This window comes from Nostoc sp., assembly GCF_036917375.1.
Lineage (GTDB): Bacteria > Cyanobacteriota > Cyanobacteriia > Cyanobacteriales > Nostocaceae > Nostoc.
Map to the genome: position 1 here is coordinate 115,446 of NZ_JBALDN010000041.1, position 14,838 is coordinate 130,283.

The following is a 14,838-nucleotide window of genomic DNA, read 5'->3' on the forward strand; positions in this document are numbered from 1 at the left end:
AGTAACTTAGAAAAACTAGTGAGATTTGAAGTAGAGTAGCACAGATGAGACTTCTTGCAGAAGTCGGGAAAAGGGGAAGGGGAAAGGGGGAAAGGTTTGTTATTTTCCCTTTCCCCTTTAACCTTTACCCTTTTCCCCTCTCTTGCAAAAAGCACTTTTGCAAGAGGTCTTATGTGCTAACCCATTGTGCGTTACCGAAACATACCACAGAAACCGTTATTGCTTATTTACTATTTGTCGGAGTTGGTAAAGGGGTGCTGAGTCCAGGTAGCTTCTGACTATTATCTACAGGTTGTTTCCACTCTGATAATTCCCGATTCACGGCATTGGCAAAATCTGTAGATACCAACAGCACGTTTGTATTTCCATCAGATTTAGCAGCAGGGTCAGCTTGAGCATATAAGAAACGTCCGTTAAAGTTAGATTTACCCAAAATCAACTGATGGCTTTGTCGGTTTTTCAGGGTGACGTTGATAGTTGCTTGAGGTTGATCTAAGGCAAATTCTTTAAGGTCTTTTGCTGGAGTTGGTAAAGTGCGATCGCTATTACCTTTGACCAACAAATCCATTAAATAAGAAACAATAGCGTCATTTGCTGGGCCCGATATCGGAGATTTGATTAACCACTTAGGTTTACTAGAAGATTCAGGGTTGCGTTCCAGATTCAGAGTGATTTTTTTTGTCTTGACTGTTAAAGACTGCACATCATCTTCTGCAAAAGAGAAAATTTTCTGCTTTTGCTCCTTGATTTCTTCGCGCACAGTTGCACCCCGAATTTCATAAAAGTAAACAAAACCACCTAAACCCAGCGCTAGCAATATCAAAATTAAAGTCGTTCGTGGCAATTTCATTTTTTAGTCATTTGTCATTTGTCATTGGTGAGGAGTTAATATTTATAAATCCAAACTCCTAACTCACTTCTTACCGTCGTTTCCACCAAATAATAACTGCGATCGCAAATCCAATTAAGGGTAAAAGTAACAAAGATAACAATATTAAAAGATTACCTTGTGCTGTTGTCAGGGTTATCCGGCGATTTTTCGGTTCTTTAGGGCGAATGGAAAGGGGTTGCCGATCTTGTTGACTCAGCCAAGTAACTGAGTTGAGGAATACATCTCCATTTAATTGCTGTTGAAACAAACCATCGGTGGCGAAATCGGAATTTCCTAAAACTACTAACCGAGACTCGGTAGCTGTTTGAGATGAGGAAGTAGGGGAAGATGGAGGAGATAAGGGAGTGGGCGAAGCCTTCCCTTGAGTCGTTGGTGATGGTAGGGGTAACGCTTGTGGAGTTTTGGGGGAAGGGGAAGGATTTGGGCTAGTCTTGCTTTGAGTGGTTGGTGATGGTAGAGGTAACGCTTGCGGAGTCTTGGGTGAGGGTGAAGGAGTCGGGCTAGTCTTGCTTTGAGTAGTTGGTGATGGTAGAGGTGAAGGTGTGGGTGAAGCTTGAGGAGTAGAAGTAGATTTCGGTGTTTGTTTTCTTGTTAAGGCAACGCCTAAGGTTAAAGGCCCTTTCAGGTCTTTATCTGCATTAAACTCTAATTTTTCGCTTTGGAGGTCGCTTTCTGCCCAACTGCTGGGATAGGGTTTGGTTCGTAGCAGTGGAGTAGCCTGAACACCAGGCACAGAGGTAATTTCCAGTGGTCGGGCAATCGGATAAAAGGAATTTCCGTTACCGAAATCTTTGGTAATTGGATGTTGACCGTATTCTGTGACTAAGGGCGCAGCAGGGCCAAGTCCGACGACGCTTTCGCCAGAGACATCGACTGCTAAACGATTATCCAGACGAACACCCCACTCTTGTAGCAAGCTGTTTAGTTTGGGATCGGTATTCGGATCGATCATCAGCAGTAAGTTACCGCCGCGATTAAGATATTCTTGCAAGGCTTTGACTTCACCCTCAAACAGTCCTCGCTTGGGGCCAGCTACTATTACGACAGCCGCATCTTGAGGAACTTTGGAAGTTTCTCCTAAATTCAGGGGTGATGTTGTAAAGTTTTTATCGCTTAATCCCTGAACTGCTTGTGATATTGCATCTTTACCAGGCGAAAGTTGGCGTTCGCCATGACCTTGTAATAAGTAAACTTTAGCTGTGGTTGAATTTGTTAGTTGTTGCAGACGACCAGTTAATCTAATTTCTGATAATCGCTCATTTTCATTTATCGTCTGTACTAGTTGCCGTTTATCGCCAGATTCTAAATAAACTTCTCCATAATCTTTGACGCCAAACTTTTCTGCAAGTCCTGGTCTAGCTTGGGGGTCGATATACTCATATTTAAATTTTGAGCTTTGTCTCTGATAATTTTCTAGCAGTTCTCGGTCTTGGGGATTTTGGTTAATATCAAATACCCATACTTTAACTGGCTGTGGTAAAACTCTTACTAATTCACGTGACTGGGGTGCAAGGGTAAATAATTGAGCCTCTGTTAAGTCTGCCCGCAAGTGATAGCGAGTTCCCAAAAAGTTAATCAATCCCAAAATTGCTAGTACTGCCAAAGTTGCCACTAGGGCATTAGTCCCAGCTTGGGTAGAACGACGGTTCCACCAGTTACTCTGGTAGCTTTGCCATATTATCCCCAACCCACTAATAACAATTCCCGTAATCAGAAATACTAATGGAATTAATCCCCACTGGTCAGAGACTAACCCAACTGTTAAGCCGACAGTAATTAGGAATGGGCCTAACCAAAACAGATATTTCCACAGTTTCTTTTTTGCAACTATCTTCATATTATTAGACTGAAGTGAGGAATTAAAAGTTAGGAGTTAGGAGTTAGGAGTTAGGAGTTAAGAGTTAGGAATTAGGAGTTATTGACTCTCTGAAACTATTATTCATTTGTTCCCTTCTCTAAGAGACGCTGTGCGGATACCTCCTTTTCAGTTGGTTTTTTCATTACTTTGCTTAAGTCCTGATGACTTTTAACTCCTCACTTTTAACTCCTAACTCATAACTTATATAACTATTGCCTTTGAAAGCGTAGTGCATCAATTGATTGAGCTGTGAGAAAGATGCCTAAAAAAATGTAACTGGCAAATAAAATTAAAGCGCTAGTATCAAAAATGCCTTGGATTAATGTGTTGTAATGTTTCAGCAACGATAGATAACCTAGAGCTTCGCCTACAGGGCCAGGGACAATTTTGGCGATTAAATCAATCAATAACAATAATAAGATTACTGCAAAGGTAAGAACGGCAGACAAAATTGTGCTGTCTGTTAATGAAGAAATAAACATTCCTACAGATAAAATTGCTGCTGCTAATAAGATTAATCCAATATGACCCAGTAAGGGAATTGAGGGCGTCATTGGTGGATTTGAGCCACTGATGGCGATCGCTTCCAACACTAGCATAGGTACAACCATTGTAATAAAAAATGTTACTACGCCTAATAATTTACCTACAGCTACCGCCCAATTGGTGATTGGTGAGGTGGCTAACAGTTCTAAAGTGCCCCGCTTCCGTTCTTCGGCATAGAGTCCCATCGAAAGGATTGGCAAGATAAACAACAATAGCCATCCCATGCGATCCAAAAATGCTCGGACAAATTCGTAGGGGACATCTATCGGTGGTACTGGTACTCCCAGTTGTTGCCCTTGTGCATCTATTGCCGCGACTCCTACCAATATGCCATCTGGCCCTAGCAAAATCATCACGAAGAATAACCCGGCGATCAACCAAAATATGCCTGCGATCGCATAAGCTAAGGGCGATACAAAATAACTCTGTAACTCTCGGCGATAAATGGCAATAATATTACTTAGCACTACACCCATTTACGCTGCTCCTTCTTTGTCTGCTGCTAAGTCTACCTCAGGATCGAAATTTTTTTCTTCTGTGGTTAGTTGCAAGAATACGTCTTCTAAGGTGGCGTTAACCCGCCGCAGTTCATGTAAACCGAATCCCGCACGCACTAATGTTGTGGCAATATCGCGTCCTGGTTCTTTTCCCGGTTGCGATATCACCCGCAGATAAGCGCGATTTTCCTGGGGTTGATGACCTCCAGTTGTCGGAATTGATTCTATCAGGCTCACACCTGCGACTTTTTGCAATACCTGTTTCGCTAGGGCGGCTTCTCCTTCTATTTCCAACTCATACCCTGAGCCACCTGTCAACTGAGTCATCAGATTTTCTGGTGTATTAGTTGCTACTACTTTACCGCGATTGATAATGGCGACGCGGCTACAAGTCATGCTTACTTCTGGCAGAATGTGCGTGGAAAGAATAATTGTGTGAGTACCAGCAAGACTTTTAATTAAATTCCGCACCTCAATTATTTGTCGGGGATCGAGTCCGACAGTGGGTTCATCCAAAATGATCGCTGGGGGATCGTGGACGATCGCTTGAGCAATTCCGACACGTTGGCGGTATCCTTTGGAGAGCTTGCGAATAATTACTCGCCGCTTATCTTCTAAGTTGCAGCGTTCGATGGCGGCTGTCACCTTGTTGGGGCGATCGCCTGCTGATACTCCCTTTATTCGAGCGACAAAATGCAAAAATCCTTCCACCGTCATGTCTGGATATAACGGCGGTGTTTCCGGTAAATAACCAATGCGTTGGCGCACAGCCAGAGAATTTTCATGGACATCATAACCAGCAATCCGGGCATTTCCATTGGTTGCCGGTAAATAACCAGCCAGAATCCGCATGGTTGTGGTTTTTCCAGCGCCATTAGGGCCCAACAATCCTAAAATCTCCCCAGGCTCGACACTAAAAGTGACATCAGTAATCGCTGGGGTAGAGCCGTATATTTTACTCAGATGTTCAACTTCAATCATCCGTATAGTGGCGATCGCAAATTATAGAATACCCAATAATCTTAGATCGCAATATTGAGTATGGGGGACTGGCACAAAGATTAGCTGACAAGGGGTAAAGTTCCTGAAAAACCTCTTTAGGCACTTTCAAATAAAAAACATCCCAAATTTTTTTGTAAGATGGGTGTCCTCACCCGTCTCATATTCGGGATGGATTAGTGTCAAGTTAAGGCATTAGCCCCTAATAAGCCATTCTCATACTCTGCATGGAAACAAGATAAACGAGAGAATAATGGGAAATCGAGCTTTTTTAGATTTGTGTGTTACAACACTACAGCCAATTTGTACTAGGAGGAGTGTCGAGTTAACTAAACAGGTATCTTGAAAGAAACTATTTTTCATTTCTCTTTTGAGCGCAGACAAGAGCAAGATTAGCCAGCCACTTGAACGCCCGTTTACTCACCAGCTTGCAAATCGTTGGTGTATCTGTTAGCCATATTTCTTAACAGCTAATCGGTGTTGTTTGGGATGAAAATATGGCGGATTAACTTAAATTTTGCCAAGGAAATTATCAGGTATCAGGTATGAAGTATGAGTGAACCCTTGAACGTCCTGATGGTTGAAGATTCAGAAATCGATGCCATGTTAGTTATTCGCGAACTGCGTCGCGGTGGTTTCAATCCAATCTGGCAACGTGTCGAAACGGTCGAAGAGCTACATACAGCCCTCAATAGCCGTACCTGGGATCTGATAATTTCAGATTACCGATTACCTGGATTCAATGCTCCTATGGCTTTGGAAATAGTAAAGCAGAGTCAGAAAGATATTCCTTTCATTCTCGTTTCTGGCACAATCGGCGAAGTATCTGCTGTGGAAATGATGAAAGCAGGTGCTCATGATTATGTGATGAAAGATAATTTAAGCCGATTGCCGGTGGCGGTGCGTCGAGAACTTCGGGATGCTCAGGTGCGGGCACAGCACCAACAAGCCCAAAATCTGTTACAAACATTAGCGTCTAATATACCGGGAATAATTTATAGCTTTGTACATCATTTTGATGGTTCTATTGTCTTTGAATACATCAGTTTAGGCTGTCTAGACCTTCTAGAATTAACACCCGAACAAATTTTATCAGATGCCTCTCTTTGCTTTGCACAAATCCATATAGATGACCGTGCCGGATGTTATGCGGCTGCCAAACAAAGCGCTCAAACTTTAGAACCATTCTCTTATGAATGGCGATTAGTTACACCTTCTGGAAAACTCAAGTGGGTACAGGCAAGTGCGCGTTCGGAATATCGAGAAAACAAAGATATTGTCTGGCATGGTGTTTTATTAGATGTGAGCGATCGCAAACATGCAGAAGAACAGATTATTCACAATGCCTTACACGATCCGTTGACAGATTTACCGAATCGGACGCTTTTGGTAGAACGGTTAGAATTATCGATTAACCGAGCTAAACGAATAGAAACCTATCGTTACGCCGTCTTATTTCTCGATCTAGATCGGTTCAAAGTGATCAATGATAGCTTAGGACATTTAACTGGAGATCGACTACTTAAAAGCATTGCTCAGAAGCTCAAAACTCATCTACGAGAGGTTGATTTAGTCGCTCGAATCGGTGGTGATGAATTCGTAATTCTGCTAGAAGATATTTCTGGTATGGAAAAAGCTGTTCAAATTACTGAGCGGATTCTAAAAGATTTTCAAACACCACTGATACTTAATGATTCTGAAGTCGTTATTAGTACGAGCATCGGTATTGTCTTAGGAACAAAGAACTATTCTCATGCCTCTGATTTACTCCGAGATGCCGATATTGCCATGTATAGAGCCAAAGCCCAAGATAGAAGTTCTTACAAAATTTTTGATATAGAAATGCACACTCAAGCCGTAAATCGGCTAACTCTAGAAACCGATATCCGTAAAGCTCTCGAACGAGAAGAGTTTGTTATATACTATCAGCCGATTGTTGACATACTTGGCGATGCCTACGGCGGGCCAAGCCAACAGGTTAGTAGAGAATTGCAGCTGCAAGCAGTTCGGCTGATTGGATTTGAGGCATTAGTGCGCTGGCAACACCCAACTCGCGGGTTAATGTTGCCGGGGGAATTTATTCCTGTTGCCGAAGAAACAGGGCTAATTGTGCAAATCGATCGCTGGATGTTCTGCAAAGCTTGTCAACAACTGGCAAACTGGAAAACCAAGTTTGCTAGTCACTTTCCACTCAAGATGAGTATTAATCTCTCTGCTCAAGATATTCGCCAAGCTAACTTAATTAATGTCATCGATCGAACACTAGCTCAAACAGGTTTAGAAGGCGATTCCATAGCCTTAGAAATTACCGAGAGTATGTTAATTGACAATATCAGTCAGACAATTGATTTATTAACCCAATTAAAAGACAGAAAAATTCAAATCAGCATTGATGACTTTGGTAGCGGTTATTCATCGCTCAATTATCTCCACCGTTTACCTGCTGATAATTTGAAGATCGATCGCTCCTTTGTCAGTCAGATGCAGCAAGGGAACCGTAATTATCAGGTCGTTAGTACTATTATTGCTTTGAGCAATCAACTCGGATTAGCCGTTATTGCCGAAGGTATTGAAACACCACAACAACTTCAATGGTTACAGGAACTTGGATGCGAATTTGGTCAAGGTTATGTGTTCTCTAAACCTCTAAGATATGAGACAGCAGAAATACTTCTAGCAACTCAAACTATGTATTTATCCTCTGGTGAATTCGGCAAACAATCGGCTAATTAAAAAAGTAGTTGGATGATATAAATAGATTATCTCACAACTACAGCCAAGACTTTCTGTTTCTCTCTATCCTCAACCAGATATTATTCGATAATTTTTGTTATGAGTTAGCTGGTATTTGTATTTAGTATTTTAAATTAGCCAAATAGTGTTATCTATCTTGATGGTTCGAGGTAAATTTTACCTTCATATATCAGATAACTAACAAATTGACCTCTGGCAAAAGAAACTTTTAGAACTCAGCAAAAATCTATCTGTAGATAAATTACTAAAAATCACAAACTAGCTTAGGGTATGTACAGCCTCTGCAATGAGTATTGGTTTTTCCAAGAACTTTTCATGCCCCATATTCATTATCTTCAGTTACTGCGTTATGGCATTGTTGTATTAATTGTCGCACTAGCATTAGTGCTAATGTTGATGCTAGACCCTTGGTTAAACATGAGTGGAACTCCTTTTCTACTATTTTTTAGCGCTGTAATGTTGAGTGCTTGGTATGGTGGTTTGAAGTCAGGGTTGTTAGCAACTTTCTTGTCTGCATTACTGAACAATTACTTCTTTCTCCCTCCAGCTTATGAGCTGAGTTTTGACTTATCTAATTCTGTGCGAATTGGGTTATTTGCATTAGAAGGATTGCTCTTTAGTATCTTATGTGAGGCGTTAAAAACTGCCAAAAGAGAGGCGAATGAAAATCTCCAAAAGCTAAGAGTTAGTGAAGAAAGATTTCGATTAGCATTAAGTAGTTCAGATATCGCGGTCTTTCAGCAGGATTGCGATTTGCGATATCAGTGGATTCATAATCCTCAAGTTCTAGAAACTACTGAGGAAATGTTAGGTAAGTCTGATGATGAATTATTTACCGCCTCAGTAGCAGCGCAATTGCAGGCAATTAAGCTAAAGGTAATAAAAACTGGTGTTGCAACCCGTCAAGAGGTTTATTTGACAATTGGTAAAGAAAATCGTTACTACGATTTGCTAGTTGAACCGCTAAGGGATGCAGACAATAACATTTTAGGTATCACCTGTGCAGGTGTGAATATTACTGAGCGCAAGCAGGCAGAACTAGAAAAAGCCAGGTTGCACCAGGAACTTCAACAAGCTATTGGGCAAAAAGATGAATCTCTGGCTTTACTCAATGCTTGGCTTACTAGTTCGCCAGTGGCGCTGGCTTTTCTCGATCCTGAACTGCGCTACATTCATGCGAATGAAACGCTAGCTGCCATTAACGGTGTACCGCAAACTCAACATATTGGTCGCACCTTTAGGGAAGTACTACCACAATGGGCAGCCCAAATTGAGCCTGTTTTTCAGCAAGTGATGAAAACTAGGCAACCCTTACTTAACCAAGAAGTGAGCGGTGAAACCTATCCGCCTGGGGTATATCGTTATGGTCTTGTCAGCTATTATCCGGTGTGTTTGCCGAATGGACAGTTGTTGGGAGTGGGCATTAGTTCAATTGATATTACTCAACTGAAACAAACTGAACAAGCATTACGAGAAAGCGAAGCTAAGTTTCGCAGTGTAGTTGATTCAAACATGATTGGTATCGGCTTCTGGGATAGAGACGGCAGGATTACAGACGCTAACGATGCCTTGCTGAATATGGTCGGTTATACCCGTGAAGAATTACTTGCCGGAACACTTCGCTGGCAAGACCTAACTCCTACAGAGTACGTGCCACTCGATAAGGAAGCAGTAACTCAATTTGAACACAGTTTCTTTTGCACGCCATATCAAAAAGAATATATTCGTAAAGACGGCTCGCGTTTGCCTGTTTTGGCAGGTGGTAGCCATTTTGAAGGGACTGTAGATCGAGGAGCTTTTTTTGTTCTCGATATTACAGAGCGCAAGCAGGCTGAGGAAAGACTCCGCTATATCGCCCAAATTAGTAGTGTACTTTCTACTTCGTTAGATTATGAACAAACCTTACAACAGATCGCCAAAATTTCAGTTCCTCAGCTAGCTGATTGGTGTAGCGTCGATATTTTAAATGAAGATGGTTCCATTCGCCGCCTACCCATTGCTCATGCAGACCCATCAAAAGCAGAGTTGGCGCGTAAACTTCAGGAGTATGCGACAGATTACAAAGGTGCAAGTGCAATTACCAGAGTACTGCAAACTGGTCAAAGCGAATTAATCTCAGAAATATCTGATTCGCTATTAGTAGCAAGTACTCAAAATCAGGAACACTTAGAACTGGTTCGGCAATTGGGGATGAAGTCTGTGATGATTGTGCCGTTAATCGCAAAAGGGCGAGTCCTCGGCACTATCAGCTTTGTCAGCACTCAATCAAACCGCCGCTACGATCGCACTGACCTAACTTTAGCAACAGATATTAGCCATCGTGCTGCCTTAGCAGTGGAAAATGCCCAACTTTATCGAGACATCCACCAGGCTTTAGTCCATTATGCCGAATCTCTATCTCTCCTAGATGCGTTGCTCGGAGCAGCTCCTATTGCCGTATGCTTTTTGGATCGGGAACTGCGATATATCCGCATTAATCAAGTTTTCGCTGACATTAACGGTATAACTATCGAAGAACATCTAGGACGCAAATTTAGGGAAGTGCTACCAGCGATGGCGGCTGAGTTAGAACCACAGTTACAGCGCGTGTTAGATACTGGAGAACCCCTGCTGAATATGGAAATCAGCGGTGAGACAAGAGAGCAACCCGAACGTTACGGTTACTGGCTGGGCAACTATTACCCAGTTCATAACACAATGGGTGAAACGGTAGGAATTGGCATTATTTTGGCAGATGTGACCGCAGCAAAGCAAACAGAAGTAGCTTTGCGAGAAAGCGAAGAAAGGTTTCGGGCAATGTTCAATCAAGCAGCTGTCGGTATTACTTTAGTAGGGTTGGATGGAGGATTTCTGCAAATTAATCCTGCCCTATGCGAAATTACTGGCTATAGCCATGAAGAGTTAATTCAAATGAACTTTCAGGAAATTACCCACCCTGACGATTTAGAAGTTGATTTGGAAAATGCTCGGCGAGTTTTAGCAAAAGAAATTAGTGGTTATTCCTTAGAGAAGCGCTACATCCGCAAAGATGGTTCCATAGTTTGGGTAAATCTAACTTCATCAGCAGTTTGGGATGCGAAGGGACAACCAATGTATGCATTAGGGATTATTGAAGATATTAGCCATCGCAGACGAGTTGAAGCCACACAAAACTTTTTAGTCGAAGCCAGCACCTTACTAGCTGCCTCATTAGATTATGAAATCACCTTGGAAAATGTGGCAAATCTTGCAGTTCCAACTTTAGCCGATTTGTGCATTGTAGATGTCTTTGAGGAAGATTGGTCGAGTAAACAAATTGCGATCGCAATTGCCGATCCCACAAAACTGAATATTTTAGACGAAATCCGACGGCGTTATCGACCCAAAACCAAAGCCAAACAGCTTGTACGGCAGCTAAGGCTAGGAATATCTGTCTTTTATCCCGAATTATCTAACTCACATCTTCTAGAGATGTCTGAAGACAACGAACATCTGCAATTGCTGCAAAGTCTGGGTATTCGTTCTTTGATGGTGATTCCAGTTCGTTCCCGCGGGCAATTATTTGGAGCAATCTCTTTTTTTACCGCCGAATCTGGTCGGTACTATCAACAAACAGACTTGGCTTTAGCAGAAGATATTGCTCGGCGGGCGGCGACAGCCATCGACAACGCCAGACTTTACCAGGAAACTGAACGGTCTGTCAATCGCACAGTACTTTTACAAAAAATAACTGCTGCCTTCTCGGAAGCCTTAACTCCCCAACAGGTGGCTGATGTAGTGGTGAACCAAGGCATTGCCGCCTTGGAAGCTACTGGTGGTTCCGTTGTCTTACTTACTGAAGGAAATACTACCCTAAAAGTTGTGCAAGCAATTGGCTATCCACAAACACTCATAAATACTTGGACAAGTTTTCCCATCACAGCACCTAACCAAATAGCAGAAACAGTCAGAACTGGGCAGCCGATTTTTTTAGAAAATTTAGCAGCCATGATTGCTAGATATCCCGACTTAGCAGATGTTGTGACTGTTATCGCGAATAATGCCTGGGCTTCCATTCCCTTGATAGTAGAAGGTAAAGTAATTGGGGCTTTAGGATTAAGCTTTACTCCTCTTCAAATATTTCATGAAGAAGACCGGGGATTTATGTTGACACTGGGACAGCAGTGTGCGCAAGCCATCGCCCGCGCTCAACTTTACGAAGCTGAAAAGACTGCCAGGGCAGAAGCCGAGACAGCCAACCGGATTAAAGATGAATTTCTCGCTGTCCTTTCCCACGAACTCCGAACTCCCTTGAATCCAATTTTAGGGTGGGCAAAGTTACTCAGAACCCGCAAGTTCGACGAAGCTACTAAAATCCGAGCATTGGAAACAATCGAGCGGAATGCCAAGTTACAAACCCAATTGATTGGAGATTTACTTGATGTTTCGCGGATTTTGCAAGGTAAGGTTAGGTTAAATCTCCATGCAGTGGATTTGAAAATAGCGATCGCATCTGCATTAGAAACGGTACGTTTAGCAGCAGAAGCCAAATCGATTCAAATTCAAACGGTGTTAAGTAATGATATCGGCAAAGTTCTCGGCGATGGCGATCGCTTGCAACAAGTGATGTGGAATCTCCTCTCCAATGCCGTTAAATTCACACCAACAGATGGACTTGTAGAAGTGCGTCTAGAGCAAGTTGGTTTAGATGCCCAAATCCAGGTAATTGATACAGGTAAAGGAATTAACCCAGAATTTTTGCCCTACGTCTTCGATTACTTCCGGCAAGCAGACGCCAAAACAACCAGAGTATTTGGCGGGTTGGGATTGGGACTAGCAATTGTGCGTCATCTAGTAGAACTTCATGGTGGCACAGTTCAGGCAGAGAGTTTGGGAGAAGAACAAGGGGCTACCTTCACAGTCAAACTACCTTTGCTCAAAAATTCTGAGTTGCGAGTTAGTAGTGAGGCTTCTCAACCAGAACTCAGTACTGAGGAGACACTACTGGCTGGAGTGCAAATCCTGCTTGTGGACGATCAAGCCGATGTGCGAGAGTTTTTCAGCTTTGCGCTGGAACAATATGGTGCGACGATAACGGCAGTTGAATCAGCAGATGAAGCGCTGCAAACATTAGTACAATCCCAGCCAGATATCCTCTTAAGCGATATTGGAATGCCTCTGATGGATGGGTATATGTTGCTACGCGAGGTAAGAAAATTACCGCCAGAGCAAGGCGGACAAATTCCCGCGATCGCTTTAACTGCCTATGCAGGAGAAATTAATTACAACCAAGCAATGGCAGCAGGTTTTCAAAAGCATCTACCTAAACCCGTCGATCCAGCGGATTTAGCCGCAGCGATCGTTAGTCTCATTGGCAACACTTCATCTTGAGAATGAAGAAGGGTAAAGGGTAAAGGGTAAAGGGGAAAGGGTAAGGCAACTCCACACTTAAAAGCAGGTGTTTCAACTCTCTGCGAGACGCCAAGGGCAAACGCACTACGTGTCTCCAAAATCTTCTTTTTTTGTTCGACCTATTTAAAAACAGGGGCTTTGTAACTTGTGAGGAAAAGTTCTTTATTCCTGCCCTTTCCCCCTTTTCCCCTTCTTAGTAAATCAACTCCTAAATTTCTCTTCTTTCCTTTAGAAATTTAATATGTATTTTTTATTTTTCTTCAGAAATTTGCCATTTGCAACTTGATGTTATAAATTGGTGCTCAGATTTGAATCAGAGATTTATTTACCAATGAAAACCCAACAGTTCAGTTCAACCACCCTAGAAAATAGACCTACCAAGACCAAAAAACAGTCTTTTCCTGGTAGGAGTATTGGTACTCCTAAAGTACCATTTCGTAAATGCCATAAAATAGTACAACAACATGAGTTACTTAGTGACTGGGAACACGCGAGTTAATTTAGTAACGTACTATATGATTTAGGCTGATGTACTACTCTCGGTATCCAGTCAGACATTAACTAATACCAATTTTCTGTGAAGTTGCACTTAATAACGAGATGATGATATAATCCCATCCACAAATAGAAGCGTAGTTTACCGCCGTAGGTCTTACCCTGAGCCTGTCGTTCGCGGAGCGTCTCGTAGAGAAGGGCATCGCTTTTGCTGAGATGGAACCCTTGAACCTATTTTAAGTTCCGTCTTAATTCCTCTTTAGTCCCCTCGCTTATTCAGCATCAAATTTTCTTAGCACCTTGGTATCAATAAATGGAAAAGTATTTAGTCACCAAAGAAGAGATTGAGTCTTATGAAGGACTAAAAAAAACACATTTTCTTAACTCCAATGCTCACAGACTGAATAAGTCTTTAGGGGATTTGACAGGTTTAAAAAATATCGGTTTCCACATCATTGAAGTAGAGCCTGGTCGTGAATCAACAGAGCTTCATATGCACTATCACGAAGAAGAGTGCGTATACGTTCTTGAGGGAGAAGCTGAGGCAACAATTGGAGAAAACGTTTATCCAGTTAAAGCAGGAGATTTTATTGGATATCGCGCTGGTGGTAAGCCGCACAATTTGAAAAACACGGGCAATTCTATATTCAAATGTATAGTAGTTGGTCAAAGGCTAGACCATGATATCGGTGATTATCCAAATTTGCAGAAGCGTATATATAGGAGCAAAGGTTTAAAGTGGAATCTGGTCGATATGGAAAATATAACTGAACCAGTAGCAGGTAAGAAGGTATAATAGGTAGAGTGCATTTCCTCATGATTTCTTTGGCTCTATTGCCATAAGCCAACAATCTGAGTATTCTCCTTCATGTAATTCATGTGCCGGCAATAGCTTTACTTTCACAAAACCACATTTTTCATAACAGCGAATAGCACGATAATTGTCAGCGTGTGGATCTATGACAATTTTATGAGCTTGACACTGTTCAAAAAGATAGTTGATAACTACTGACAGAATTTTTGTACCAATTCCCTTGTTCCAATATTCGGTTTCGCCAATGAACAAGTCAATCGCATAGACACAATCGGTCTGCTCGAGATGATACAATTGTCTATCAATTTCTGATAAGTCATTGAGCGTACAATACTGCAAATAACCAATGGGAATATTTTGATAGTAGAGAAGGCACGGAATAATCGGCTCATCTCCTCTAGCCATCGGTTTGTACGTTTCTATAATTCTTTCTAAAGGAAAAAGATTATCTCTTCCTTCATAAAATTCTAAAACTTTTGCATTAGTTAACCATTTTGCCAATACTTTTGGCTGAGTCAAACAATTTGGTTCTTCAGTACTTCTTATGCTAAATTATTAGTTGCAAATTCAAAAGGATATTAAAAATTGTATTAATAAATTACTAAAAGCATTG

8 protein-coding genes are annotated in these 14,838 nt (G+C 41.9%); 3 read left to right on the forward strand and 5 right to left on the reverse strand.

The annotated features are described in order from the left end of the window. Window positions 1-223: 223 nt before the first annotated feature. The 4 genes from V7K45_RS10395 to V7K45_RS10410 form a co-directional block, all read right to left on the reverse strand. The gene (locus V7K45_RS10395) at window positions 224-850 is read right to left on the reverse strand and encodes a DUF4340 domain-containing protein (RefSeq protein ID WP_335003016.1); all 627 of its coding nucleotides are present in this window, start codon (window positions 848-850) and stop codon (window positions 224-226) included. Window positions 851-920: 70 nt separating this feature from the next. After that, window positions 921-2,729, reverse strand: coding sequence for a GldG family protein (locus V7K45_RS10400; protein ID WP_335003018.1), 1,809 nt, complete (start codon window positions 2,727-2,729; stop codon window positions 921-923). 230 nt (window positions 2,730-2,959) lie between these two features. Beyond that, window positions 2,960-3,772 carry an ABC transporter permease gene (locus V7K45_RS10405; protein ID WP_335003020.1) on the reverse strand — a complete coding sequence of 271 codons (813 nt, stop codon included), beginning with the start codon at window positions 3,770-3,772 and terminating at the stop codon, window positions 2,960-2,962. Then, on the reverse strand, window positions 3,773-4,774 hold the full coding sequence (locus V7K45_RS10410; RefSeq protein WP_335003022.1) for an ABC transporter ATP-binding protein: 1,002 nt from the start codon (window positions 4,772-4,774) through the stop codon (window positions 3,773-3,775). It abuts the gene before it with no gap. Between the two features lie 570 nt (window positions 4,775-5,344). On the opposite strand from V7K45_RS10410, the gene V7K45_RS10415 reads away from it, so the two are divergent. The 3 genes from V7K45_RS10415 to V7K45_RS10425 all read left to right on the forward strand — a co-directional run bounded on the left by V7K45_RS10415 (window position 5,345) and on the right by V7K45_RS10425 (window position 14,207). Beyond that, window positions 5,345-7,525, forward strand: coding sequence for a putative bifunctional diguanylate cyclase/phosphodiesterase (locus tag V7K45_RS10415; protein ID WP_335003024.1), 2,181 nt, complete (start codon window positions 5,345-5,347; stop codon window positions 7,523-7,525). A 336-nt stretch (window positions 7,526-7,861) separates the two neighbouring features. Further along, window positions 7,862-12,895, forward strand: coding sequence for a PAS domain S-box protein (locus V7K45_RS10420; protein WP_335003026.1), 5,034 nt, complete (start codon window positions 7,862-7,864; stop codon window positions 12,893-12,895). 829 nt (window positions 12,896-13,724) lie between these two features. Continuing rightward, entirely contained in the window at window positions 13,725-14,207 is a 483-nt protein-coding gene (locus V7K45_RS10425) for a cupin domain-containing protein (RefSeq protein WP_335003028.1), read from the forward strand. An 18-nt stretch (window positions 14,208-14,225) separates the two neighbouring features. Here the strand turns inward: V7K45_RS10425 and V7K45_RS10430 are convergent, their stop codons facing one another. Continuing rightward, the gene (locus V7K45_RS10430; protein WP_335003030.1) at window positions 14,226-14,744 is read right to left on the reverse strand and encodes a GNAT family N-acetyltransferase; all 519 of its coding nucleotides are present in this window, start codon (window positions 14,742-14,744) and stop codon (window positions 14,226-14,228) included. Window positions 14,745-14,838: the final 94 nt, after the last annotated feature.